We start from the raw sequence: 24,527 nt of genomic DNA, 5'->3' as shown, positions 1-24,527 counted from the left end.
ACGTTCAGTTCCTGATAGCCCAGAAGTTGAGTTGCAGCTCGGCGAATTCACCACTGGCGTGGAAGGCAAAACCGCCCGATTGCTCCAGCTGCGTGACGTCACGGGGACTCAGCTCAAGCATGAAATAGGTCTTGCCGGCATGAAAAGGGATCTGCCGTGGCGCCACCGGCAGCGGCGTGACCCTGATGCCTGCGAGGTGCAGGTTTACCAACTCGCGGATGCGTTCCACCGGCCCGATCTTGAGATGCGCTGGCAGGCGATGGCGCAGCTCCTCGGAGTCACACTGGGCCGTGGCGGCCAGGATGAACGTCGCAGTGCCCAGTAACTTGAGGTCACTTATCGGACAAACCAGCACGCCGTATTGACGCTGTTGCAGCGTCAGCTCGATGGCATGTTGTTCCAGCACTAGCGACAATACGGTGCGAAGTCCCTCCATCAGCCCGCGAAAGCTCGCCCCCTGATCGCCATGCTGATAGTGCACCGCCAACTGCACGCGTTTGTTGTCGCTGGCGAACGTCGAAAGTTCGCCGAGAATCGACAGTAACTCCCGATACAACGACTCAGGGCGGACCTGGGCCTGGCTCAGGTAGTGACGCAATATCAACTCCGCACGATTGATCAACTGCAGCATCAGAAAGTCGCCGACCTGCGCCCCGGCAGAAGCCCCGGTACCTTGAATGCGTGAGGCGATGGCATCTCCACGGGCCGCTAGCAGGCTGACCACCTCCTTGACGCAGGACGACACATATCCTGAGCCTTGGAGATAGATGAACGTCGGTACGAAATCCGCGTCCAGTCTCACGCCGCCTTCGTGGGTCGAATCCAGCACCTGGGCGACCTGGAGTTTGACGTAGAAAGGATCACTGGGCTGCTCTCCCAACATCAGCCTCAAATCCGGGCGCGCGCAGTTGATCTGGCAACGGGAATCGACGCCGGCATTGGAGTCGCCGATCTCTGTCTCACAGGCGACGTACCGCGCCACTACATCGCTTTGTTCTTTCCTTCGTACTTCAACCTGATTGTCAGTCGCCAGCGGCAACGCCAGGTAAACAGCTTGCTTTCCTGAAGTGGCAGGCACCTGCAATACGAGGGGTTCCATGGCGCCACTCAGTTCGAACAGACTTCCATCCGGCAGCACTCCGCTGGCCTGGTTGACAACGATCTTGCCCAGATTGAGGTACTGCACATCAACGTCCAACGTCAGGAACCCCCAGGCATCACTGCCCAGGAGACGAGTACGATTGAGTTGCTGCTGGTAATAGCGGCTGTTGTGCTGCAGATGCTGCGGCCTCAGCAACATGCCTTCTTGCCAGATAACGTTATGGATTTGCATCTCAATCCTCCGTCCTGTCGGTTTGAGGTACTGCACGGCGGATACCTGTCTGATCCAGCACAATGTGGGCACGGGTCAGTTGCCCGGGTGCTACAGCCAAGACCATCCGCCATTGCACATGGGGCAGGTCGCGATAGGCCGCCAGCACGCCAACATAACGGCTGCGCGGCTCGACACTGAGTTTGAGCGCCAAGTGTTCACCGGGACGCAGCTCCAGCTCTTCACTGCTGACCCAATCCTTGGGCAGCACCTGCTCAGCCCGATCATAGAGGCTGAAGAAATCGGTATTTTCGAATGCCACGGGGTGCCGCAGCTCAACCAGATGCACCACAACCGGCGAGGGACGGCCATGAAGATCGGGGTTCACCTCATCGCTGGCCGTGAACGTCAGGTCCAGCTTGGTCAGGGTCGAAAAAGGTGAAAGGTTGCTGCAGCCGCCCAACAAGCCCAGCACCAACAGCATTGATGTAACGGCAACTCGAGACATGAATATCATCCTGAATATCCGGCATGCAGGCTGGAGACCAGGCGTACCTGCTCCTCGTAGGCGTTGGCAAACTCAGTACGCAGCAAGTGTTCACCCTGCGGCAGCTCGTCAGTCACCCGCCGATAGTGACGTTTGTAAGCCCGCCAGTGAGCACCGTCCGTAAAGAACCGGGGTGGCTTGCCCTCACACTCGAAACGCAGCAGCAGATGCCCAGGCGCAAAAGCTGCCAAGGCTCCGCGCACGGTAGCTCGGCAGGCCACGACCAGAGCCAGTTGATGAACTTGCAGGTCTCGGCAGACCTGGGCAACTGCCTGTTCGGCAGAGAGCCGGCCCGGCTCATCCCCCCCCAGCAGTGTCGCCAAGGCGGCCTGTGTGTCAGTGCCATCGTTCAACGGATTGCGGCTATTCAGTCCAGAGGCAGTCAGTGCCCCGCTGATCTCACCGATCAATTCGTCGCGGGTTCGCAGGCTTTGCTGCAACCCTTCAACGGTTTGCCTGAGCAGGCTTGCCACCCTGATCGCCAGGGCTTCGCGAGCCTGCCTATCAAGCGTGTCCACTTGCATGCCCAATGTCTGCGCAAACTGCTGCCAGAATGCTTCCGCTACGGCTGGTGCAGCCGTGATGGGCGCTTGAGGCAGCTCTTCCCTTTCCGGCTCGGCGAACGTCGGGACGAGCAGATGATCACGGTCCACAGCCCCATGACAGAGCGATTGAACAGCCGCCTCCCTCGACATACCCAAGGCATCCAAATCTGCCGATGAGTGATCGCGCAATTGCGCGTGATCCAAGGCATCGACAGGATCAAGTCCCAGGAACGCATCGTCTGGAATCGTGTCATCCCGAGCAAACGACTGCCGGGTGTTCGCTATAAGGCGGGCACGAATTTCCAGTGTCCCGAGTTGATAGACCTCTCCATCGCTGATGAGCCGTGCCTGGCCCTTGCACAGACGCTCCATGCTGCCTGACACACTGATCCCGTTGCTGCTGATATCCGTCAGTAAGTAGTGACCGTCCCGATAACTGACCAAACCGTGGTGACTGGAAATCAAGCGATCGGCATCAGGGATGATCCAGTCACATCCCGCACCACGGCCAATCACACCCCCCACCTCCTCGAACGTCTTGCGCGCAGACGGCACACCGCCTGTAGAGCTACACACTTCAAACACCAATTGCATGCCAATGCTCCTTGTTCAACGCCCTTGACGAGACGCCTGGGGATCACCCAACGGACGGTAGTCAGCATCATCAAAGACATAATTGGCGTTACAGCCGCCCAGCAAACACAACACAAGCACCAGGGCTTGCCACGGATGAAAAGGCATCAGGTATCTCCCATGAAAATAAGGTGCCCACACGGTCCCCATTCAGCACTCCCCCCGAACATCACCAACGGGGATCTTCAGGCGCGCCAGACGGTAAAGCAGCGTGCGCCGCGCAACGCCTAGCTCGCGTGCGGTACGGGTGCGATTGCCACGGTTCTTGTGCAGACAATCGATCAGGAATACCCGCTCGACCCGCTCCAGCCGTTGGCGCAAGGTTGCATCGACCGACTCATTGGCTGGTGGCGCAGACAAGGACAGGTGCGCCGGCAGGATCACACCCTCATCACACAGCAGTACTGCACGCTCCACCAGGCATTTGAGCTCGCGGACATTGCCAGGGAAGGCGTGACTTGAGAGTTGATCCAACGCCGCGCTGGACCAACCCACCGGAACCCGCCCAAGTGCAGCACAAGCCTTCTGCGAAAATTCGCGCGCCAATAGCAACACATCGCCGTCGCGCTCACGCAAGGGCGGCAGTTCGATGGGAAACTGCGCCAACCGGTAGTAAAGGTCCTCGCGAAAACTGCCTTCGGCCACCATCGCCGCGAGGTCCCGGTGAGTTGCGGCGATGATGCGTACATCGACCTTGTGAGCGGTGCTGGCCCCAAGCGGGCGGACTTCGCCTTCCTGCAGAACCCGCAGCAACTTGGCCTGCAGCGCAAGTGGCATATCGCCGATTTCGTCCAGGAGCAACGTGCCACCGTGCGCCGCGTCAAACAGCCCAGTGTGGTTGCGATCAGCCCCGGTGAAAGCGCCTTTGCGATAGCCGAACAGTTCACTCTCGAGTAGCCCTTCAGGAAACGCCGCACAGTTTTGCACCACGAACGCTTTGCTGCTGCGTCGCCCAGCCGAATGGATCGCTCGCGCCACCACCTCCTTACCCGTACCGGTCTCGCCGCGCAGCAATACGGTATAGGGGGTATGCAACACCTTGCCGATCAGGCGGTACGCTTCATCCATGGCCGTACTGGTACCGACTAACCCAAATGCCGCGCGGGGCAGCGGCGTGGGATCAGCGGGCGTCGTGAAACGGTCTACGCAACGCTTGCTCCGCAGCAAAGCCAGTTGCGTCAGGGCAAAGCTGCCCAGTCGGCTCAAGGTGGCGGCGTAGTCCTGCAGGTTTTTCGGGTGATGGCTGGCACATAGCAACACGCCATTGATGGTCATCTGTCGATTGAAAAGCGGTACGCATGACAACGCTCTCCAAGGCGTCGCCCCTGACGGTAGGAATCCGCAGTCGTAGGCGCTGCCAGTGAGGTCTTCCAGGCTTAGCGCTGTTTGATGAGCGAGCACGTAGTGCAAGACCTGCTCATGCTGAAAGTCGGCGGTGCAGATGGCATCGCTGAGGGACAGCGCATCGGGCCGATGCTGGGCAATCAGCTCAAGTCGGCCTGTCGCTTCGTTGCGCCAATACCATTGGCTGAGTTCGCATTCGCTCAGTTGCGCTGCCGCTGCCACACACAGGCCAGGCAAGGTCATCGCGTCAGCTTCGATGCCCAGGCGGGCGAACCAGCCGATCAGGGCTTCGGCGTAGGCCAGCGGATGGGGTAATCGAGCAAACAGGTCATCCCTCATTGGCTGAACTCACAGAATGGGTACCCATCGCCGTCCAGGCCTGCGCGTATCTGTGAAAGGGGCGCGCCTTGAGCCATGGCGTCCAGCAGGCGATCGACCATCTGCGGCAACAAATGGAGTTCGATCCATTGGTCTATGTAACGAGCACCGCTGTCACCGTGGGCACAACGCTCGGCCATGTGGGTAACCAGCGCTGCCGTATAGCTGAACTCCAGCTTGCGCAGGTGCAATCTTTGTCCCAGGCGCTCCAGTTTCAGCCTTACCAGGTCATGCAGAATCTCACCGCTGATCGGGTAATACGGCACTACGCGCATCCGGGCCAGCAGCGCGGGTTTGAAGTGGTCGCGCAGCACCGGGTGAATCGCCTCTTGCAGCACCTGCACATCAGGTCGTCGGTCACCGGTACAGAGTTGGCCGATGCACTCGCTGCCCAGGTTGGACGTCATCAGGATCAGCGTGTTGCGAAAGTCGATTTCCCGGCCCTCTGCGTCATTGACCAGGCCCTTGTCGAAAATCTGATAGAACAGGTTCAATACTTCGGGATCGGCCTTTTCGACCTCATCAAGCAACACCACCGAATACGGGCGTTGGCGCACGGCTTCTGTCAGCACCCCGCCCTCACCAAATCCGATATAGCCAGGCGGTGCGCCAATCAACCGAGACAGCGAGTGTTTTTCCTGGAATTCCGACATATTGAGAGTAGTGACAAAGCGCTCACCGCCATACAACAGATCGCCAATGGCCAGTGCAGTCTCGGTCTTGCCCACGCCACTCGGGCCCACCAGCAGGAATACACCGACCGGCGCATCGGCATTGTTCAGACCAGCGGCCACGGCGCGCAGATTGCGGTCCAGGGCTTGCACCGCTTGCTCCTGCCCGAGAATGCGCAAACGCATGGCGTCGGCGAATCCCTGGACACGTGTACTGTGCTCGACCGCCAGTTGCTCAACCGGGATTCCGGTCCATGCACTGATGACCTCAGCCACCAGGCGCGGGCATACCTGCTGTGCCGATGCGCGCTGATCAAACCAGCGCTGCTCCAGATGCTGACGCTGGCGCTCATTCGTCTCCATGCGCAGGGTCAGCGTGTGCAAGACCTGCTCATCCACGCAAAGCCCTTCATCCCTGTCGCGGCTCACTGCTTGATGCTGTTGCGCAGCTTCGGCCGCTTGCGCATAGAGGTGCTGCAATTCTTCTCCAGGCGTTTCTTGACGAGTCCGCAAGCGAGCACAGGCGGTATCCAGCACGTCCACTGCTTTATCGGGTAACTGGCGTCCGGTCATGTAGCGGGCGCTCATCTGCACCGCCGCCACGACCGCATCGTCTCGCACATAAACACCATGGCTGCACTCATACACCGAAACTAATCCGCGCAGGATCGAAATCGCTTGCTCGACACTAGGCTCGCCAACCATTACAGGCTGGAAACGTCGCGCTAATGCCGGATCTTTTTCGAAGTATTTCTTGTATTCCGACCAGGTGGTGGCAGCGATGGTACGCAGCTCACCACGAGCGAGGGCCGGTTTGAGCAGATTGGCAGCATCGGACCCGCCTGCCTGGCTCCCTGCGCCCACCAGCGTATGAGCCTCGTCGATAAACAGGATTACCGGTTTTGCCGAGGCGTTGACTTCATCGATGACGCCTTTGAGGCGTCGCTCGAACTCCCCCTTGATACTGGCACCAGCCTGGAGCAGTCCCATATCCAGTGTCAGCACACGCACATCCTTCAGAGCCTGCGGCACTTGTGCGCTGGCGATACGCAATGCGAGACCTTCAACAACAGCGGTCTTGCCTACCCCGGCGTCACCAACAAGTATCGGATTGTTCTTGCGCCGCCGCATGAGGATGTCGATCAACTGGATGATCTCGGCGTCGCGGCACAACACCGGGTCAATACTCCCGTCATGGGCCTGGCGGGTCAGGTCATGGGTGAAGCGCTCCAGCATTGAATCGCCCCGCGGGGCGCGTTCAGTTTCAGGTGCCTGGCTCAACAGGTAGCTTTGCACACGCTGCGCATCCAAACCGTTCAAAAGCGCCTGATAGGCAGTGCCCGCGTGTTGTAGCGGGTGACGCAGCAGTGCCAGCAAAAGAGCACCGTGATCGACTTCAGTCTGCCGAAGCTCCAGATGGGCAATCATCAATGCCTGCTGCAGCCATTGCACGAGTGCCTGGGCAAACACTGGGTTGCGCGAAGCGCTTGTCTCCTTCCTGGGTTGCAACGTGGCTTGCAGCGCTCCCACGTCGATAGCCGCATCCGCCAGCGCTCGAGCCAACAGGCCGTCATGATGTTCCAGCTGGGTCAACAACAGGTCCTCCACCAACACTTCCCTGCCGCCGCGCATGACGCATCGCTCGGCCGCGCGCTCCAAATCTCGACGGGTGCGGCTGGTCAATGTCTGGATAAGTTGTTGCAGGTCCACATTCATCATAATGATTCATCCCTAATGAGCGTTGCTCGACACAATGACTGCACCGTCGGCGCACTCATGTGCCAGCCAGCTGGTCCAGCCGAGGCGACAGACGTTGTGTTCGCCAATGTGCAACGGTTTGATTTCTTCCTTGGCCAGTACCAGGCGCAGGTCGTATTCCAAAGGATCACGAGCCGTCAGCCGTACCAATGAACACAGCAATGGGTAGTCCGTGCCCGAGGGCAGAAAGCCGTGGAATTGGTGCCAACCCAAGCCCAGCAAATGCACCCTGAACTTGCCGCTGCGATCGACGACCTGGCTCCCCAGCACCTGATCATGGCCAAGCACGCTGTTCGCCGCGCCAAGCCGGTTTTGCTGTGAGTGCGCGATGACGACCGTGCGTAATACCCATTGTTCGATGAACAAACGGTTGTGCCTGAAGTAGTAGCGCAGCACTGTCTCGATCAAGGTTGCCGAATGTGCCCGAAGGCCAAGCAACCCCAGATAGGGCAACAGCCGCTTGCAGTTCAATTGAGCGGCACTGCGAATCTGTCGCCCCCTCAAACCGATCAATGCGAACATCTGCTCGGAAAAGGCATCACGTGCATCCGACTGGAAACACGCCCGATAACGATACTTGCGCCATATCGGCAACATCAGCCGTTGCAAGCGATGGTGAAACACATCCAGAAAGTCCCGAGTAACATTTCCATCCGCGCCATCGGCACAGGCCTGCTCCGCATAAAAGGCGGGCAATGGCGACCCCGCGCCACACAAACTCAACAGGTTGAGGCGAAGACGCGCCCGTAACTGTTCGTGCTCAATGAAAAACTCCACCCGATCAATATCGTGGGCGGGAAACCCCAGACCTGGGTTGGCTTGAAACTCCAGCAGGTCATACAACGCGTCGTCATCCAACACTGGATGGGCATCGCGCAGACGCTGGATCACCTGCGATACTGCCTGGAACAGTGAGTACTCGCGAATGACCCGGGACAGTTGCGTCAAAGAAGAGGCTGTTGGCCCATCCGTGGTGGCCATAGGTACACGTCTCCTTGTGTGCTGAGGACTCTTAGTTCGTGATAGGTGTTGAGGCTGGCATAGAGTGCAAAAAATTCGTTGAGGACCGAGGCGAACACGAACACTTCACCCGGGCCAAGAAAGCCCTGGAAATCGATGGTCAAATCGATACGTACCCCACGAAATGGCAAGCCTCGGTGCAATCGATCGACGGCTGAATGGCTGACAGACCGGATTGCGCCCAACTTTCTCTCGCTCACCTTTTGTGCCTGCCGGTCGTGATAGCGTGGCAAATCATAGGTTTCGAGGATCATTTTCAAGGCAGCGATGTCGCTCAATGACAGGTAGTTGAGCGACATGTTGCTGATAAGGCGCCAGAGAAAATCCTGGTCCAGAGGCGGAAAGAAGCTTGCTGTCGGTGCGCAGATATTTCGGAACGACAACCCTTCCGGCGTCTGCTCGCAAGGCTGGTTGATGTCGCCTACGTGCAACAGTCGAGGCAGGTTGTGATTGGTGCATGTCAGTTCGATAGACAGTGTTTGTTGGCTTGACTCTTGGCAGGTGTCAAACCCAAGCCAGGTATCGAGCCCTGCATGCTGTGCCGATGGCCGTTGGCGAATGCTGTAACTGGCTGGGGCCTCAGGCAGGTTGGCATCACCATCGTGCTCGAAGGATTCGAAGGGCACATAGGTACGATAGCCAAGCCCTCCAGGATGCCAGCCTGTCACGCTGTCTACGGAGAAAACGCAGGCGTTTTCCCGCGAATACTCACTGGCGATCAACAAGTATTCATCCTGCTTGCCATCCAGGCGAATGGGCACCGCGTCATGCTTGAACAAATTCACGATAGGCGTGCAGTACAGCTTTACGTTATCCAGCGTGGGTTGCCGGGCCCCACGCCAGGGGTTGCGCAATTCGAAGCGCAACATCACGCCACACACCTGCTCTAGCACCTCACCGGGAAGACTGCGCAGTACGTCCAACCCCTCCACATCGACAAACAGAAACTTGTCTGGAAACGCAAAGTACTCCTGCAGATGGCGATACCCGCGAAAAGTATTCTGCGGATAGGGTATCAACGCATGTTCTTCATTGAATCCGACCGGTTGTACCTGGTCGGCACCCAGCCGCAACGTTATTGCCTGCCCATCAACCCCACTGACTGCCAGGCCATCACGATCGAAAGGCAGCAGCACGATGCCGTCCAGATCACGCAGCAAACTCAGGTACAGTTCCTGGCTGATGTAACGATCACCCGCCAGGTGCAGGCGCAAACGGGCAAAGGTCCATTCACTGAAATTACCTTCAGCGCTCATTTCCAAACGCAAGGTCAGAACTGCCCGCTCTGCCTGGGTGCTGTACTCCAGCTTGCTCAGTTGCAGCGCAAGAACCTGCGTGGCGTAACAGGTACGAAAACGGCAGCGCTCATCATTGACGGCAGCACTTTCAACCGGTGTGTCCCGTGCAACCCACACACCAGGAACTGAGTGCTTCAGTGGATCAAACTGCAGAATGCTGAATGCGGGCATCGGTCGCATGTAGTTGGGCCAGAGCAAATGCATCAGCGAATGCGTCAGCTCCGGAAGCTCGTCATCCAGTTTCTGGCGCAAGCGCCCCGTGAGAAAGGCAAAACCCTCCAACAGCCTTTCCACGTCCGGATCCTGGCCGGGCTCTGCAAGAAAGGGCGCGAGCGCAGGATTGCGCTCCGAAAAGCGTCGCCCCAGCTGCCTCAACGCACTGAGCTCGCTTTGGTAGTAACGGTTAAACGACATCCGGCAAAACCTCTACCCGGCCGACATCGCACAGCCGTGCAGTGAACGCCACAGACTGCTTGATACCTTTGACCGTCAGTGTGGCTTCGATAGCGAACGCCTGGGCTAACGGGTCATGATCCCGCGGCAATGTCGTGACCCGCACATGCTTCAAACGAGGCTCGTAAGTGCGTATAAACCGCTCGATCAGAAGCCGCGACTGACTCAACGATTCATGCAGGCTCTGGTTCATGTCATTGAGGTCAGGCAGGCCGTAATCCGGCAGTGTCTGCACACTGCCCGCACGGATACTGAGCATTTTCCCAAGATGGGTTGCGACAGATGTCACGTTACATGCAGGGGCAGCCGTCGGACGCTCGAGCCGCTCGAAAAGGCTTTGATGGTGGGGCATTCCCTGGTCTCTACTCATTCTTTGTCGAGCTTGCCTACCAGTGACAGCGTGAAATCCGCCCCCATGTACTTGAAGTGCGGTCGCACACTGAGGTTGACGCGGTACCAGCCGGGCTCGCCGTCGACATCACTGACAACAATGCGAGCCGCACGCAACGGGCGTCGCCCACGCACTTCGGCACTGGGGTTTTCCTGATCAGCGACGTATTGGCGAATCCACTTATTGAGCTCCAGCTCCAGATCCGTACGCTCCTTCCATGACCCCAATTGCTCGCGTTGAAGAACCTTGAGGTAATGGGCCAGGCGATTGACCACCATCATGTAGGGCAACTGGGTACCCAAGCGGTAATTCAGCTCGGCTTCCTTGCCCTCCGGGCTGAGGCCAAAGTGTTTCGGCTTCTGGACAGAGCTTGCGGAGAAAAATGCGGCGTTGTCACTGCCCTTGCGCATCGTCAAGGCAATGAAGCCTTCTTGCGCCAGTTCGTATTCACGGCGGTCGGAAACCAGCACTTCAGTCGGAATCTTGGTTTCGATTTCTCCCATGCTGTGAAAGTGATGCAACGGCAGGTCTTCTACCGCGCCACCGCTTTGCGGACCGATGATGTTCGGGCACCAGCGAAACCGCGCAAAACTATCGGTCAGGCGCGTGGCAAAGGCGTACGCCGTATTGCCCCACAGGTAGTGCTCGTGGCTGTTAACCACGTTCTCCTGGTAGGCGAAGGTCTTGACTGGACATTCAAGGGGATCGTAGGGCGTTCGCAGCAGGAAGCGCGGTACCGTCAATCCGATGTAGCGTGCGTCTTCGCTCTGGCGAAAGCTTTGCCATTTGGCGAATTGAGGACCTTCGAAATGGTCTTTCAGATCCTTGAGGTCCGGTAGACCGGTGAAACACTCCAACCCGAAGAACGCAGGCCCGGCTGCGGCGATAAAAGGCGCGTGGGCCATGCAGGCCACACTGGACGCGTACTGCATCAGCTTTACGTCGGGTGCACTGGGTGAAAGAAAGTAGTTGGCGATAATCGCCCCCACAGGCTGGCCACCAAACTGACCGTATTCAGCACTGTAGATATGTTTATACAACCCGGACTGGGTCACTTCCGGGGAGTCTTCAAAGTCTTCCAACAGGTCCTGCTGGGAGACGCTCAGCAGTTCGATCTTGATGTTTTCGCGGAAGTTTGTGCGGTCAACCAACAACTGCAACCCCCTCCAGGACGCTTCCAGGGCCTGGAATTCGGGATGGTGCAAAATCTCGTCCATTTGCAGGCTTAGCTTCGTATCGATCTCGGCAATCATCCGGTCGACCATGCGTTTCTTGACGAGCTCGCCACGGTTCTGCGGTTTGATCAGCTCTTCGATGAATGCCGAGACGCCCCGCTTGGCGATGCCATACGCCTCGTCGTCTGCACTCAGCAGCGTCTGGGAAATGATGTTGTCGAGAATGCTGTATTGATCAGTGGCTTGTGCGTTCAGCGATTGCGGTTGTGTCGTCATTCGGTCAGTGTCCTTTTACTGAATATGTCAGGCTTGTGGGCTGTTCAGCCCCAGCTCTGCCAGTACCCGAGCGCGCGACTCGTCATTCGCCAGGGCCTGCTCGATTGCGTTGCGAAAACTCGGGGTGTTGCCCAAGGGGCCTTTTAGAGCCATGAGTGCCTCACGCAACGCCATCAGCTTGTGCAATTCGGGAACCTGCTGAACCAGATTCGCGGGATTGAAGTCCTTCATGGAAGCAATGCGTACCTGAATCGCCAGTTCTTCCACGCCTGCATCCCCCTGCAAGCGATTGGGCACACTCAGCGTCAGGCTCAACGCCTGTTTGGCCAATACGTCATCCAGCGTGTTTTTGTCGATCGCAATGGGCTTGCGGTCTTCAAGCTTGCGCACATCCTCACGACGGGTGAAATCGCCCAGCACCAACAGTTTCAGGGGCAGTTCAACCTCTTCCTGCGCCCCGCCAATGGCGGGTTTGAACGTGATGTTGATACGCTCTTTGGGGGCTACCGAACCTTCTTTGGCCATGGTGCATCTCCTTTTTCATGTGGCTCGAAAGCCTATTCAAGTACCGCTTCCAGATCGAAGAGGCACAGCCTGCGATGGGTGTCTTCCTTGCGCTCACGCACGGGGTGGTTTCGTGGCAGCAGGTCGCAGCACCGGTACAGCAGCTGTGTCACCTGCATTGCCAGCTCCGGCTCCCAGCGTTCAAGGCCTGTGCATTGCAGTTCGTGGTCCAGGTGTTCGAGCTGGATGCTTGCCAGCTCATGTTTACCGGCCTGCACACACAGGCGTGCCTGGGCCAACCGCCAATGAAAGCGCGCGCGGTCACTGCGAGCGGCGTGCATGCCCTGCTTGAGCTCACGGATGGCGGCCTTGAGCCCCTGCTTACGCAGACGGGGAGCCACCGCCTGAAAGGCGGTCTCCCAGGGCTCAGCTTCGGTATCAACTATCACGGTGGGTGATTCGGGCATTTGCAGGTGACGCGCAACCTGCAGCGTGATCCAGTCGCGCGTAGCGGTGTCGGCAAAAGGGGCACCGTCGTAAAAACGAAATGCGAGCAGGTCCGGCAAGCGTTGCAACAGCAAGGCGAATGTCACTTCCAGCTCGGTCATGGCCTGGTCAGCGTGCAACGCGTCCAGGCATTGCCAGAGCATGTACAGTCCGTCGAACCAGAACATCGCACCCGCGAGACTGACCTCGAGTTCAAGGACCAGGTCGACGTATTGGCCTTGGGCAAAACGCTCCTGATAACGTTTGAGCTTGTCGGGGGCTGGCCCGCGCAAGGCTGTAATCCGTTCATTGTCGGCATCCGGGTAGCTGGTCAGTGCCAACCAGTTCAATGTTCGGTTGAAGCGCAAGGCGCGCAGGTCGGTAGCATTCTGGCGTAACCACCAGGCACAAAGCGGACGGGCCTGCTCCTGCAAGGTGCGCAGCAACTTGCAGGCGTCTTTTTCGTTGTCCACCACCGTTTCAGGTTTGAGCAATTGGCTGGTCGCCTGCTTGGCCTGTGCAATCACACCGTTCAACCCGGCCGCCGGAGCAGCGTCCTGCGCGGCCTGCTCCAGCCGTAGAGCCAATTGCCTGCGAATCGGCAGCAGCAGCGGCGCTCCATCGCCCATGTGTTTGCCCCATAGCTCATCAAGGCCTATCAGGTGCTCAAGTACTGCACGGAATAAGCGCTGCTGGTTATGCAGCGGCACACCTTGCGCAAACAGAGGCTCAAGACGCAACACCAACCATCCGAACGCCGCGCTACGGGTGCGCAGTTTTTCGGGGTGGACCACCGACCAATGATGCTCGCAGAGATAGCGCAATAACCCCAGCCCGGCCAATAACCCTGGGTAGGATTCACGCTGGTGCAACGCCCAGGTCAGCCAGACAGCCACGCGCAGATCCTTGGACTGATGCCGCAACATGATTTCGCTGGTCTCCACGACTTTTTGCCAGTCGGGCTGGCTGCCGCCATGAATCGATCGTGCCTTGGCCAACTCGGATTCCAGAACTTCATATTCACTCGAAAAGCGCATATCGCCGCCCACAAAACTTGTTTGCGTACAGGGTACACTTGCAACTTCAAGGTAATAATCACACAACTTGTCCGAATGAGACATTCTGCACCAGGCACAACTGATCAATACAGGAAAGGCGAACTAATTTCGCATAAAGTGCGCACCAGAATGCCATTTTAACTTTGCGAGAATCCCTGCAAAGCTTCCAAACCATAGCCATGGATAAAACATTCAGCAAGCGACAGAACGGCACTTAATCCTTTTCCTACAAATCCCTAAAATCAGCCACTGTGCAGTTTTTTGCGCACTCAATCATAGGTATTTTCTCGATTCCCCTTACAACTTCAATACCCACACAACGTTTCAACTGAGCAACTAAGTGCGCACAGTTGCGCAAGCGAATACAACTTAAACCGACCAAACCCAGCCTATCCAATTGAAAACCCGAACCTATATAACTCGGCGACCCTGACTTTATTGGCTCGCACACTTTCAGGCACGCTTCTTGTAGTAAGCACTCGCCCAATCGGCACATATAACGTTTGGGACTACCACTTCAATCAGGCAAGGAAACCCGTCATGCCAACACCCGCGTATCTCTCCATCACCGGCGTCAAACAAGGTTTGATCACGGCAGGCACGTTTACCCAGGACTCGGTAGGTAACATTTACCAGGAGGGCCATGAGGACCAGATCCTCGTCCAGGCCTTTTCTCACCAAGTGATCATTCCGCGTGACCCACAGTCGGGCCAGCCAACAGGCCAGAGGGTCCATAAACCCTTGATGATCAGTAAAGTCTTCGATAAATCCTCGCCATTGCTGTTCAGCGCGCTAACCAGCGGCGAAGAGGTCAAGTGTCGACTGGAATGGCTGCGTACCTCCTCCGCTGGCACCCAGGAGCACTACTTCACCATTGAACTGGAGGGGGCGACCATCGTGGATATCCAGTCACGCATGCCCAACTGCCAGGCCCCGGACAACGCACACTTCACTCATCTGGAGGATGTGTACTTCACCTATCGCAAGATCGTATGGACCCACGAAGTGTCCGGTACCTCCGGTTCGGATGACTGGCGCAGCCCGGTTGCGGGTTAAACCGGATTAGCCTAGGAGCGGCACCAAGGAAGGTGCCGCGCCTGCCAGTGACTAAACCATCGCCAGTGGATGCTTGCGCTTGGGTGCGCCAAACACACGATCAATTGCGTCCAGATCGTGCTCATCCAGCACCAGATTGGCGGCGCTGGCGTTGAGTCGCACATGCTCCGGGGTGACGGCCTTGGGGATCGCGATAACACCATCCTGGCGCAGCACCCAGGCCAGGGAAACCTGCGCGGGGGTGGCCTCGTGACGACGGGCAATCTGCTTGAGGGTCGGGCTGGACAACAGCTCGCCGCCCTGTGCGATTGGGCAGTACGCCATCAACGGCAAGTGATGCTGTTGCCACCAAGGTAGCAAGTCAAATTCGACGCCACGCTCTTCGATGTTGTAGAGCACCTGGTTGGTGGCACAGGCCGGGGACGCGAGCTCCTGCAGGTCAGCCACATCAAAATTGGAGACGCCCCAGCGTCCGATCTTGCCCGCTTCGCGCAGGCGCTCGAACGCTTCGACGGTTTCTTCCAAAGGATATTGGCCGCGCCAGTGCAGCAGATAAAGATCAATGTAGTCCGTGCCCAGGCGTTGGAGGCTGGCTTCACAGGCACGAGGCACGCCTGTGTGGCTGGCGTTGTGTGGGTAAACCTTGCTCACCAGGAACACCTGGTCGCGCCTGCCGCGAATGGCGTCGCCGACGACTGTTTCAGCGCCGCCCTCACCGTACATTTCGGCGGTATCGATCAGGGTCATGCCCTCGTCGATGCCCAATTGCAGCGCGGCAACTTCAGCGCGGTGCTGGTCGGGATTTTCGCCCATGCGCCAGGTTCCCTGGCCGATGACAGGGACGGGAACACCCGCCAGATCAATGGTACGCATGACAACCTCCTGATGAGTTCGCGGATAAACAGTGTGGCATTGACCGGACAAAAGGGTTCAATCGAAGTATGGTTGGCCTCTGCGAAGTCGCCAGGAAGTCTCTGCAATGCTGTTTGTCGTCATGCTCGGGGGCAAACACCCACGGGCAAAAATTGAGGTTCACGATGTGGTGTTCGTTGTAGCGGACACGCTGGAAGCGGCTTACCCGCAATTACGCGCCGACTGGTTCGGTAGCCCCAAGGGTGTACATATCGATTCCTGGATGGCCGTGGATGGCGTCGACGGTTGGAAAGTCGAACTCAGCCATTTGGCCCCCGCTGCTGACGCGCACCGCCTGTACTTCATCAACCTTGGCGGTTATGAGTCCAACCGCTTTGGCGAAGCCCATCACTACCTGCTGGTGGTTGCCCGCAACAAAAGGGAGGCCACGAGCAAAGGCAAGCAACACATGCTGCGCCAATGGTCCCAAGCCCACACCGATGGGGTGCTGGACATCGACGACTGCCTGCCCATCGATCTGGTAGACGGTCGTTATATCCACCTGATTCAGGGCCCGCACCGGCCGCTCCTCCAGCAGAACCACTACATCGTCCTGAGCTGAACCCTACCCGAACGGGGCATGGCGCCCATCGGCCACCTGCCTGACAGTGCAATCAGTCCCTCAGCCTGATAACAAGCACAACTCAAGGTGGGTCCCCATGCGTAAAGCCTTTGTCGTCCTGTTCAGCGCTGTACTGCTTGCCTCCTCCACCTTGAGCAAGGCTGCCGACGACCCCGGCAATACCTTGCGCATCTACAACTGGGCGGACTACATCGGTGAAACCACCCTGGCCGAGTTCGAGAGGGCCACTTGCATCAAGGTGATCTACGATTCCTACGAGACCGTGCAGGGCAAATTACTCTGCGGGCGCTCCGGGTATGACCTGGCCCTGCTCAATGCTTCTCTTCTGGCGATGATCTTTGCCCCCAAGGTAGTGTCCCGGTTTGCCAATCGCGGCATCACCCTCATGGACTCACCGACTGACATGTTCCAAGGCTTGAGCGCCGGGCAATTCACTGAGCAACAACTGGCGCTGCAGAAGGCCACTCAGGCAATCGACGGGAACTTTGCCAGGAAATAACCGCCTGAATCCGGTAGGCTCACCCTTTTCACTCAAGGAGTTATTTCCATGGCCAAAGCCACCGCCCGTCACATCCTCGTTTCCACTGAAGACAAGTGCAACGAACTCAAGGCCCAAATCGAAGGCGGCGCCGATTTCGCAGAAATCGCCAAAGCCAACTCCAGCTGCCCATCGAGCCGCGACGGCGGCAACCTCGGTTCGTTCGGCCCAGGCCAGATGGTCAAGGAATTCGACACCGTTGTGTTCAGCGCCCCGGTCAACACCGTACAAGGCCCAGTGAAAACCCAGTTCGGCTACCACCTGCTGGAAGTCACCAGCCGCCAGGACTGATCCAGTCTGCGCTGATGTTCTGAACAACGGCCCGCCTTTTGGTGGGCCGTTGTGCATGTGATGACTGGCGACGCAGATGCCGTTAGCGTACAAATCCCTTTTCATCTTCATACGGCGTTCAAGGCTGACAATGCGATTGGCTTTTTCCTATATTTTTAGCTCGACCCTGGCCTTGCTGCTGGCCAGCACGGCCGTGATCGCGGCGCCTCAACCGTACCTGACCGTGTACGGTGAACCGGCCAAGTACCCCGCCGGCTTTACCCATTTCGACTACGCCAACCCGAATGCGCCCAAGGGTGGCACCCTGCGTCGCTCGGCCATCGAGATCGGGCGCTTCGACCATGTGCTGCCGTATATCGACAAAGGCATCGGGGTTTCCCAGGTCGACGGCTGGCTTTACGCGCCGCTGGCCCAGCGTTCCCTGGACGAGCCCTACACCGTTTACGGCCTGGTCGCCGAGAAGATGGAGCGCGCCGATGACGGCCTGTCGCTGCGTTTCTTCCTCAACCCCAAGGCACGTTTCGCCGACGGCAAGCCGATCACTGCCGAAGATGTGCGCTACAGCTTCGACCTGCTGATGACCCAAGGCAGCCTGCGTTTTCGCACCCTGTTCGCCGACGTCAAACACGTCGAAGTCGAAGGCGAGCGCCAGGTACGGTTTGATTTTTCCAGCAATGAAAACCGCACCCTGCCCCTGGACATCGCCACCCTGCCCGTCTTCCCGGAACACTGGTGGAAGACCCGCGACTTCGCCAACGGCGGCGGTTATGAAGCGCCTCTCGGCAGCGGCCCCTATAAAGTCAGCAAGATCGACTCCGGCAGCACCATCACCTTTACCCGCGACCCCGACTGGTGGGGCAAGGACCTGCCCGTCAGCCGGGGCCTGTACAACTTCGATCACCTGAGCCTGGAATATTTCGGCGACACTGAAGTGGCCCGCCAGGTATTGCGCGGTGGCGCCTACGATTTCAACCGCGAATTTTCCGCCACCGGGTATTCCATCGGCTACAACAGCCCGGCCCTGGACGATGGTCGCCTGCAACGCGCGCACTTGGCCAAAGAGATGCCGCAACCGGCGCAGGGTTATGTGTTCAACGTGCAAAAACCGATGTTCAAGGACCGCCGCGTGCGCCAGGCTTTGGCGATGCTGTGGGACTTCGAATGGGCCAACCGGCAGATGATGCGAAACATGTACATCCGCCAGCAGAGCTACTTCTCCAATAGCCCACTGGCGGCCAGCCAGTTGCCAACCAAGGAGGAGCTGGCGATTCTTGAGCCGTTGCGCGGCCAGGTGCCGGACGAAGTGTTCACCCAAGTGTTCAAGGCGCCGGTCACCGACGGCAGCGGCATGATCCGCGACAAGCAACTGCAAGCCTTGGCCTTGCTTGAGGAAGCCGGCTGGAAACCGGACGGCGACAAACTGGTGAATGCCGAAGGCGAACCGCTGGAGTTCACGTTCCTCAATGCCCAAAGCGGCATGGAACGCCTGCTGCTGCCGTACAAGCGTAACCTGGCGCAGATCGGCATCACCTTGAATATCCGCCGCATCGACCCTTCCCAGTATGTAAACCGCGTGATGGCACGGGACTACGACATGATCGTCACCGGTTTTCCGGTCACCACGTCGCCCGGTATGGAGCTGTACAACTATTTCGGATCGACCGCCGCCTATGACCCCGGCGCCAACAACTACATGGTACTCAAGGACCCGGCCGTCGACCGCCTCATCAAGGGCCTGGTCAAGGCGGACACCCAAGCGCAGATGCTCACCTACGCCCACGCGTTGGACCGGGTGCTGCAATGGAATTACCTGTGGATCCCCAACTACTACCCGCCCGGCACGTCCGCCGCGTGGTGGAACCGCTTCGGCCGCCCGGCCATCGAAGCGAAAAACGATGAAGCCCTGGAAACCTGGTGGGAAGTCAGCCCCACCCCACTGACGAATGAGCAAATGAAGGCTGAGCTGAAAAAACGCGGAGGTACGCGCTGATGTTTGCCTATATCGTGCGGCGCCTGCTGCTGATCATCCCGACGCTGGTGATCATCCTGCTGGTAAATTTCGTGATCGTGCAGGCTGCTCCCGGTGGCCCGGTAGAACAGGCCATCGCCCACCTGCAAGGCATCGGCGGCAGCGGTGGCGTCGGTGGTTCTTCCGGCGAAGGCATCGGCGGCGGCTCACGCGCCAGCCGTGGCCTGGATCCGAAGTTGATCAAAGACATCGAAAAACAGTACGGCTTCGACAAGCCCGCGCCGGAACGCCTGTGGCTGATGCTCAAGAGCTACGCCCAGCTGGATTTTGGTAACAGCTTCTTTCGCGGCAAGACGGTGATCGACCTGATCCTGGAAAAAATGCCGGTAACCATTTCCCTTGGGCTATGGGCCACGCTGCTCACCTACCTAGTGTCCATCCCCCTGGGGATTCGCAAGGCAGTGCGCCATGGCAGCAGCTTCGATGTGTGGAGCAGCACCGCGATCGTCATCGGCTATGCGATGCCGGCGTTCCTGTTTGCAATGTTCCTGATCGTGGTCTTTGCCGGTGGCACCTCGCTGAACTGGTTTCCAGTGCGCGGTCTGGTGTCGGAGAACTTCGAAGAGCTGAGCACCGTGGGCAAGATTGCCGATTATTTCTGGCATCTGGTGTTACCGGTGACCTCGTTGGTCATCGGCGGGTTTGCCACCCTGACCATCCTCACCAAAAACTCATTTCTCAATGAAATCACGCGCCAGTACGTGGTGACCGCGCGCGCCAAGGGTTTGAGTGAAAGACGCGTGTTGTACGGCCACGTATTTCGCAACGCCATGTTGCTGGTAATCTCGGGGATTCCCCAGGCGTTCATCGCGGTGTTCTTCGCCGGCTCCCTGCTGATCGAGGTTATTTTCTCCCTCGATGGCCTCGGCCGCATGAGCTACGAAGCCGCTGTCTCCCGCGATTACCCGGTGGTGTTCGGTTCGTTGTTCATCTTCACGTTATTCGGCCTCTTGATAAAGCTCATCGGTGACCTCTGCTACACCCTGGTGGACCCGCGTATCGACTTTGCCGCGAGGAACGCCTGATGCTTAACCTGTCTCCCGTGGCGCGCCGACGTTTCGAGCGTTTCAAGAAAAACCGCCGCGGCTGGTGGTCGCTGTGGCTGTTCATCGGCCTGTTTATCTTGACCTTGGGCGGTGAGTTGATCGCCAACGACAAGCCCTGGGTGTTGAGTTTCAAGAACGAACTGTATTTCCCGGTGTTCAAGCGCTACACCGAGCAGCAGTTCGGCGGTCAGTTGCCGTTCCAGGCCGACTACCGCAGTGACTACGTGCAAAAGCTGATCAAACAAGACGGCGGCTGGATGCTGTTCCCGCCGATTCCGTTCAGCGACGACACGCCCAACTATGAACTGACCCGCCCTGCCCCCAGCCCGCCCTCGGCAGTGAACTGGCTGGGTACCGATGACCAGTCGCGGGATGTGATGGCGCGGGTGATCTTTGGCGCGCGGGTGTCAATCCTGTTTGCCCTGGCACTCACGGCGATCAGCGCCGCCATCGGCATTGCGGCCGGCGCGTTGCAGGGCTACTACGGCGGTTGGGTGGATTTGATCGGCCAGCGTGTGCTGGAGGTGTGGTCCGGATTGCCGGTGCTGTACCTGCTGATTATCCTGTCTGGTTTTGTCGAGCCGAATTTCTGGTGGCTGCTGGGGATCATGGCGCTGTTTTCCTGGCTGGCCCTGGTGGACGTGGTGCGCGCCGAGTTCCTGCGCGGGCGCAACCTGGAATACGTCAAGGCCGCACGGGCCTTGGGCCTGGGTGACGGCAAGATTATTCGTCGGCACATCTTGCCCAACGCCATGACCGCCACCTTGAGCTACCTGCCCTTCATCCTGACCGGCGCGATTTCTACCCTGAGCGCCCTGGACTTCCTCGGTTTCGGCATGCCCGCAGGCAGCGCCTCGCTGGGTGAGTTGATCGCCCAGGGCAAGCAGAACCTGCAAGCGCCCTGGCTGGGCCTGACGGCGTTCTTCACACTGGCGTTGATCCTCTCGCTGCTGGTATTTATCGGCGAGGCATTGCGTGATGCCTTCGACCCACGCTCATGAGTGACCGCCTATGAACCTGATCGAAATCCGCGACCTCAGCGTCGCCTTCAGCGGCCAGACCGTGGTGCGTAATCTGAGCCTGGACGTGCGCCCCGGCGAGTGTCTGGCACTGGTGGGCGAGTCGGGCTCGGGCAAGTCGGTGACTGCCCACTCGATCCTGCAATTACTGCCCGAAGCCGGCACTGAAACCACCGGCTCCATCCAGTACCGCGGCCAGGAACTGATAGGTGCGTCGGCGGCCACCTTGCAGAAGCTGCGCGGCAACCGCATTGCGATGATCTTCCAGGAGCCGATGACCTCCCTGAACCCTTTGCACAGCATTGAAAAGCAGATCGGCGAAACCCTGTTGCTGCACAAGGGCCTGGGTGGCAAGGCGGCCCAGGCGCGCATCCTGGAGTTGCTCGACCTGGTGGGCATCCAGAAACCCAAGGAGCGGCTCAAGGCCTACCCCCATCAACTGTCCGGCGGGCAGCGCCAGCGGGTGATGATCGCCATGGCCCTGGCCTGCGAGCCGGAGTTGCTGATTGCCGACGAGCCCACCACCGCGCTGGACGTGACGGTGCAGCGCAAGATCCTGCTGCTGCTCAAATCCTTGCAACAACGCCTTGGCATGTCGCTGCTGCTGATCAGCCACGACCTCAACCTGGTGCGCAGCATTGCCCAGCGCGTGTGCGTGATGCGCGCCGGCGAGATTGTCGAGCAGGCTGACTGTCAGAGCCTGTTCAACGCGCCGCAACACCCGTACAGCCGCCTGCTGCTGGATGCGGAACCGACCGGTGATGCGCTGTGCAGTGATGAGCGAGAGACGGTGTTACAGGTGGACGACCTGAGCGTGCAATTCCCCCTCGGCGGCGGTTGGTTCCGGCGCAAGACCTACCTGCGTGCAGTGGATGGCATCAGCCTCAGCGTGCAACGCGGCAAGACCCTGGGAATTGTCGGCGAATCCGGCTCGGGCAAGTCCACCTTGGGCCAGGCGATCCTGCGGCTGCTGGACTCCACCGGCAGCATCCGCTTCCAGGGTGAAGCCCTCGACCCGCTGAACCACAAGCAGATGCGCCCATGGCGCAAGCAGATGCAGGTGGTGTTCCAGGACCCCTACGGCAGCCTCAGCCCGCGCATGACCGTGGAGCAGATCATCAGCGAAGGCCTGGAAGTGCACGCGCCATGCAGCCTGGCCGACCGTGATGCACAGGTGATCCAAGTGCTCAAGGACGTGGGCCTCGACCCGGCCAGCCGGCATCGCTACCCCCATGAATTCTCAGGCGGCCAGCGCCAACGCATCGCCATCGCCCGCGCGCTGGTGCTCAAGCCGGCGCTGATACTGCTCGACGAGCCCACCTCGGCCCTCGACCGCACCGTGCAAAAGCAAGTGGTGGCGCTGCTGCGTGAGTTGCAGGATAAATACGGCCTGACTTACCTGTTCATCAGCCATGACCTGGCGGTGGTGCGTGCCATGGCCCACGACATGATCGTGATCAAGGACGGCAAGGTGGTGGAGGCCGGCGCGAGCCATCGGGTGTTTGATGCCCCCCAGCATCCGTACACCCAGGAGCTGCTGGCCGCCGCCTGCGGATTATCGTCATGAGCACCAGCCTCACGGATTACCAACAGGTTCGCGGCCTGGCGATCCAGTCGCTGTTCGAGATCATCGAACAGTCCAGCGAAGGCACGGTGATTGTCGACCGCGACGCCAATATCGTGTGGATGAACGAGCGCTACGCCAAGCGTTTCGGCCTCAAGAGCGCCGACGAAGCCATCGGCCAGCCGTGTGAACAGGTGATCTCCAACAGCCTGTTACGCCAGGTGGTGCGCAATGACCAGCCGATCCTGCTGGATATCCAGGACACGCCCAAAGGCCCGTTGGTGGTGATGCGTTTGCCGATCCACAACGACGCCGGCGCGGTGATCGGCGCGATTGGTTTTGCGCTGTTCGATGAATTGCGCAACCTGTCGCCGCTGATCGAGCGCTACCTGAGCATGCAGCAGGAGCTGGCCTCGACACGCTCGTTGCTGCGCTCACGCCAGAGCAAATACAACTTTGCCCATTTTATCGGCACCAGCACCGCCAGCCTCGAAGTTAAACGCCGGGCGCGGCGCAGTGCGAGCGCCGAGTCACCGGTGTTATTGCTGGGCGAGACCGGCACCGGCAAGGAATTGCTGGCCCAGGCGATTCACGGCGCCTCAAGCCGTGCGCACAAGGCCTTTGTCAGCATCAACAGTGCAGCGATTCCCGCTGACCTGCTGGAAGCCGAGTTCTTCGGCACCGCGCCGGGTGCATTTACCGGCGCCGACCGCAAGGGCCGTCCGGGCAAATTCCAGATTGCCCAGGGTGGCACGCTGTTCCTCGATGAAATCGGTGACATGCCCCTGCCGCTGCAGAGCAAATTGTTGCGGGTTTTGCAGGAGAAGGAATTCGAGCCTGTAGGCTCCAACGAGATGCTCCACAGCGATGTGCGGGTGATCGCGGCCACGTCCATGGACCTGGAAGCGGCAATCAAACGTGGCGAGTTCCGCGCGGACCTGTATTACCGGCTGAATGTGTTGCCGATCCAGGTGCCGCCGTTGCGTGAACGGTTGGAGGATATTCCGGCGTTGAGCGAAGCGATTCTTGAGGAGTTGCGCAGCCAGCATGAGCTGGACCGTGAAGCTTTGGCATTGCTGGGGCAGCATGCGTGGCCGGGGAATATCCGTGAACTGCGCAATGTGCTGGAGCGGGCTGCGCTGTTGAGTGATGACCTGGTGTTGAATGCCTCGGCGATCCGCGCAGCAATCGGCACCTTTACGCCGGTGGAGCGTGGCAGTGCCGTCGCAACGGTTGAGGGTGAAAGTTTCAGCGCGGCGCGGGAGCGCTTTGATCGGCAGATCATTGGAGCGGCGTTGAGGGCGTGCGAGGGGAATGTGGTAGAGGCGGCCAAGCAGTTGGGGCTTGGGCGGTCGACGTTGTACAAGAAAATGCTGGCGTTGGGTCTCGCCCAGTCTCAATAGAGAGACACGATTCTACATACGAAGACATTCCAATGTGGGAGCGGGCTTGCTCGCGAATACGGTGTGCCAGCCGCCTAATTCTTGGCTGATACACCGCATTCGCGAGCAAGCCCGCTCTCACATTAGATCTACATGAGTCTCAAATATGGGACAAATCTGATAGCGTCAATCCAATCTCTTTAATTTATTCATATATTTCAAATACTTAGCTAATTGGCACATATCTCGCTATAGCCC

21 protein-coding genes and 1 pseudogene are annotated in these 24,527 nt (G+C 58.8%); 9 read left to right on the top strand and 13 right to left on the bottom strand.

Annotated features, from left to right (window positions below; all coding sequences use genetic code 11):
- Positions 1-4 precede the first annotated feature (4 nt).
- Genes tssK through tssA form a run of 12 tightly spaced genes read right to left on the bottom strand, consistent with a single transcriptional unit; the run spans position 5 to position 13,912 of the window.
- A complete protein-coding gene (gene tssK, locus LVW35_RS12915) occupies positions 5-1,333 on the bottom strand; it encodes a type VI secretion system baseplate subunit TssK (RefSeq protein ID WP_233896003.1) in 1,329 nt (442 codons plus the stop codon).
- 1 nt (position 1,334) lies between these two features.
- Positions 1,335-1,820: a type VI secretion system lipoprotein TssJ gene (gene tssJ / locus LVW35_RS12910; RefSeq protein ID WP_233895997.1), complete on the bottom strand. Its 486-nt coding sequence runs from the start codon at positions 1,818-1,820 to the stop codon at positions 1,335-1,337.
- Positions 1,821-1,825: 5 nt separating this feature from the next.
- On the bottom strand, positions 1,826-2,998 hold the full coding sequence (gene tagH, locus LVW35_RS12905) for a type VI secretion system-associated FHA domain protein TagH (RefSeq protein WP_233895991.1): 1,173 nt from the start codon (positions 2,996-2,998) through the stop codon (positions 1,826-1,828).
- A 15-nt stretch (positions 2,999-3,013) separates the two neighbouring features.
- Entirely contained in the window at positions 3,014-3,145 is a 132-nt protein-coding gene (locus LVW35_RS12900) for a type VI secretion protein (RefSeq protein WP_233895989.1), read from the bottom strand.
- Positions 3,146-3,187: 42 nt separating this feature from the next.
- Entirely contained in the window at positions 3,188-4,720 is a 1,533-nt protein-coding gene (locus LVW35_RS12895) for a sigma-54 interaction domain-containing protein (RefSeq protein WP_233895988.1), read from the bottom strand.
- The gene (locus LVW35_RS12890) at positions 4,717-7,149 is read right to left on the bottom strand and encodes an AAA family ATPase (protein ID WP_233895986.1); all 2,433 of its coding nucleotides are present in this window, start codon (positions 7,147-7,149) and stop codon (positions 4,717-4,719) included. The genes LVW35_RS12895 and LVW35_RS12890 overlap by 4 nt, the downstream gene beginning before the upstream one ends.
- A gap of 12 nt (positions 7,150-7,161) precedes the next feature.
- Positions 7,162-8,169, bottom strand: a complete 1,008-nt coding sequence (tssG, locus tag LVW35_RS12885) for a type VI secretion system baseplate subunit TssG (protein ID WP_233895983.1) — start codon at positions 8,167-8,169, stop codon at positions 7,162-7,164.
- Positions 8,133-9,920, bottom strand: coding sequence for a type VI secretion system baseplate subunit TssF (gene tssF, locus LVW35_RS12880; RefSeq protein ID WP_233895981.1), 1,788 nt, complete (start codon positions 9,918-9,920; stop codon positions 8,133-8,135). The genes tssG and tssF overlap by 37 nt, the downstream gene beginning before the upstream one ends.
- Positions 9,910-10,311, bottom strand: coding sequence for a type VI secretion system baseplate subunit TssE (gene tssE / locus LVW35_RS12875; RefSeq protein ID WP_233895975.1), 402 nt, complete (start codon positions 10,309-10,311; stop codon positions 9,910-9,912). The genes tssF and tssE overlap by 11 nt, the downstream gene beginning before the upstream one ends.
- A gap of 14 nt (positions 10,312-10,325) precedes the next feature.
- Complete coding sequence (gene tssC, locus LVW35_RS12870; protein WP_233895973.1) at positions 10,326-11,801, bottom strand: type VI secretion system contractile sheath large subunit; 1,476 nt, start codon at positions 11,799-11,801, stop codon at positions 10,326-10,328.
- Positions 11,802-11,828: 27 nt separating this feature from the next.
- Positions 11,829-12,326 carry a type VI secretion system contractile sheath small subunit gene (gene tssB, locus LVW35_RS12865; protein WP_233895971.1) on the bottom strand — a complete coding sequence of 166 codons (498 nt, stop codon included), beginning with the start codon at positions 12,324-12,326 and terminating at the stop codon, positions 11,829-11,831.
- A 32-nt stretch (positions 12,327-12,358) separates the two neighbouring features.
- Positions 12,359-13,912, bottom strand: coding sequence for a type VI secretion system protein TssA (tssA, locus tag LVW35_RS12860; RefSeq protein WP_233895963.1), 1,554 nt, complete (start codon positions 13,910-13,912; stop codon positions 12,359-12,361).
- A gap of 477 nt (positions 13,913-14,389) precedes the next feature.
- Between tssA and LVW35_RS12855 the strand changes: the two genes are divergently transcribed.
- Positions 14,390-14,905 carry an Hcp family type VI secretion system effector gene (locus tag LVW35_RS12855; RefSeq protein ID WP_233895958.1) on the top strand — a complete coding sequence of 172 codons (516 nt, stop codon included), beginning with the start codon at positions 14,390-14,392 and terminating at the stop codon, positions 14,903-14,905.
- A 51-nt stretch (positions 14,906-14,956) separates the two neighbouring features.
- Here the strand turns inward: LVW35_RS12855 and LVW35_RS12850 are convergent, their stop codons facing one another.
- On the bottom strand, positions 14,957-15,778 hold the full coding sequence (locus tag LVW35_RS12850; RefSeq protein ID WP_233895957.1) for an aldo/keto reductase: 822 nt from the start codon (positions 15,776-15,778) through the stop codon (positions 14,957-14,959).
- 106 nt (positions 15,779-15,884) lie between these two features.
- Between LVW35_RS12850 and LVW35_RS12845 the strand changes: the two genes are divergently transcribed.
- The 8 genes and pseudogenes from LVW35_RS12845 (at position 15,885) to LVW35_RS12810 (ending at position 24,290) form a co-directional block, all read left to right on the top strand.
- Positions 15,885-16,379 carry a DUF1543 domain-containing protein gene (locus LVW35_RS12845; protein WP_233895956.1) on the top strand — a complete coding sequence of 165 codons (495 nt, stop codon included), beginning with the start codon at positions 15,885-15,887 and terminating at the stop codon, positions 16,377-16,379.
- 97 nt (positions 16,380-16,476) lie between these two features.
- Positions 16,477-16,806: pseudogene (locus LVW35_RS12840) on the top strand (hypothetical protein); the annotation flags it as partial.
- A 141-nt stretch (positions 16,807-16,947) separates the two neighbouring features.
- Entirely contained in the window at positions 16,948-17,229 is a 282-nt protein-coding gene (locus LVW35_RS12835) for a peptidylprolyl isomerase (protein ID WP_010210937.1), read from the top strand.
- Positions 17,230-17,359: 130 nt separating this feature from the next.
- A complete protein-coding gene (locus LVW35_RS12830; RefSeq protein ID WP_233895955.1) occupies positions 17,360-19,219 on the top strand; it encodes an extracellular solute-binding protein in 1,860 nt (619 codons plus the stop codon).
- A complete protein-coding gene (locus LVW35_RS12825) occupies positions 19,219-20,283 on the top strand; it encodes a microcin C ABC transporter permease YejB (protein WP_233895954.1) in 1,065 nt (354 codons plus the stop codon). Before LVW35_RS12830 ends, LVW35_RS12825 begins: the two co-directional genes overlap by 1 nt.
- Positions 20,283-21,305: an ABC transporter permease gene (locus LVW35_RS12820; protein WP_233895953.1), complete on the top strand. Its 1,023-nt coding sequence runs from the start codon at positions 20,283-20,285 to the stop codon at positions 21,303-21,305. The genes LVW35_RS12825 and LVW35_RS12820 overlap by 1 nt, the downstream gene beginning before the upstream one ends.
- A gap of 10 nt (positions 21,306-21,315) precedes the next feature.
- On the top strand, positions 21,316-22,890 hold the full coding sequence (locus LVW35_RS12815; RefSeq protein WP_233895951.1) for an ABC transporter ATP-binding protein: 1,575 nt from the start codon (positions 21,316-21,318) through the stop codon (positions 22,888-22,890).
- On the top strand, positions 22,887-24,290 hold the full coding sequence (locus LVW35_RS12810; RefSeq protein WP_326489605.1) for a sigma-54 interaction domain-containing protein: 1,404 nt from the start codon (positions 22,887-22,889) through the stop codon (positions 24,288-24,290). The genes LVW35_RS12815 and LVW35_RS12810 overlap by 4 nt, the downstream gene beginning before the upstream one ends.
- Positions 24,291-24,527: the final 237 nt, after the last annotated feature.

The sequence above is a fragment of the Pseudomonas sp. HN11 genome (genome assembly GCF_021390155.1).
GTDB lineage: Bacteria > Pseudomonadota > Gammaproteobacteria > Pseudomonadales > Pseudomonadaceae > Aquipseudomonas.
The sequence above is the reverse complement of the archived record's forward strand: the minus strand, read 5'-3'. Positions and strand labels throughout refer to the sequence as shown.

What these genes read in the sequence shown, in the direction of transcription:
- tssK (WP_233896003.1), bottom strand. Translation starts at nt 1,333, where the DNA reads ATGCAAATCCATAACGTTATCTGGCAAGAAGGCATGTTGCTGAGGCCG.
- tssJ (WP_233895997.1), bottom strand. Translation starts at nt 1,820, where the DNA reads ATGTCTCGAGTTGCCGTTACATCAATGCTGTTGGTGCTGGGCTTGTTG.
- tagH (WP_233895991.1), bottom strand. Translation starts at nt 2,998, where the DNA reads ATGCAATTGGTGTTTGAAGTGTGTAGCTCTACAGGCGGTGTGCCGTCT.
- LVW35_RS12900 (WP_233895989.1), bottom strand. Translation starts at nt 3,145, where the DNA reads ATGCCTTTTCATCCGTGGCAAGCCCTGGTGCTTGTGTTGTGTTTGCTG.
- LVW35_RS12895 (WP_233895988.1), bottom strand. Translation starts at nt 4,720, where the DNA reads ATGAGGGATGACCTGTTTGCTCGATTACCCCATCCGCTGGCCTACGCC.
- LVW35_RS12890 (WP_233895986.1), bottom strand. Translation starts at nt 7,149, where the DNA reads ATGATGAATGTGGACCTGCAACAACTTATCCAGACATTGACCAGCCGC.
- tssG (WP_233895983.1), bottom strand. Translation starts at nt 8,169, where the DNA reads ATGGCCACCACGGATGGGCCAACAGCCTCTTCTTTGACGCAACTGTCC.
- tssF (WP_233895981.1), bottom strand. Translation starts at nt 9,920, where the DNA reads ATGTCGTTTAACCGTTACTACCAAAGCGAGCTCAGTGCGTTGAGGCAG.
- tssE (WP_233895975.1), bottom strand. Translation starts at nt 10,311, where the DNA reads ATGCCCCACCATCAAAGCCTTTTCGAGCGGCTCGAGCGTCCGACGGCT.
- tssC (WP_233895973.1), bottom strand. Translation starts at nt 11,801, where the DNA reads ATGACGACACAACCGCAATCGCTGAACGCACAAGCCACTGATCAATAC.
- tssB (WP_233895971.1), bottom strand. Translation starts at nt 12,326, where the DNA reads ATGGCCAAAGAAGGTTCGGTAGCCCCCAAAGAGCGTATCAACATCACG.
- tssA (WP_233895963.1), bottom strand. Translation starts at nt 13,912, where the DNA reads ATGTCTCATTCGGACAAGTTGTGTGATTATTACCTTGAAGTTGCAAGT.
- LVW35_RS12855 (WP_233895958.1), top strand. Translation starts at nt 14,390, where the DNA reads ATGCCAACACCCGCGTATCTCTCCATCACCGGCGTCAAACAAGGTTTG.
- LVW35_RS12850 (WP_233895957.1), bottom strand. Translation starts at nt 15,778, where the DNA reads ATGCGTACCATTGATCTGGCGGGTGTTCCCGTCCCTGTCATCGGCCAG.
- LVW35_RS12845 (WP_233895956.1), top strand. Translation starts at nt 15,885, where the DNA reads ATGCTGTTTGTCGTCATGCTCGGGGGCAAACACCCACGGGCAAAAATT.
- LVW35_RS12835 (WP_010210937.1), top strand. Translation starts at nt 16,948, where the DNA reads ATGGCCAAAGCCACCGCCCGTCACATCCTCGTTTCCACTGAAGACAAG.
- LVW35_RS12830 (WP_233895955.1), top strand. Translation starts at nt 17,360, where the DNA reads ATGCGATTGGCTTTTTCCTATATTTTTAGCTCGACCCTGGCCTTGCTG.
- LVW35_RS12825 (WP_233895954.1), top strand. Translation starts at nt 19,219, where the DNA reads ATGTTTGCCTATATCGTGCGGCGCCTGCTGCTGATCATCCCGACGCTG.
- LVW35_RS12820 (WP_233895953.1), top strand. Translation starts at nt 20,283, where the DNA reads ATGCTTAACCTGTCTCCCGTGGCGCGCCGACGTTTCGAGCGTTTCAAG.
- LVW35_RS12815 (WP_233895951.1), top strand. Translation starts at nt 21,316, where the DNA reads ATGAACCTGATCGAAATCCGCGACCTCAGCGTCGCCTTCAGCGGCCAG.
- LVW35_RS12810 (WP_326489605.1), top strand. Translation starts at nt 22,887, where the DNA reads ATGAGCACCAGCCTCACGGATTACCAACAGGTTCGCGGCCTGGCGATC.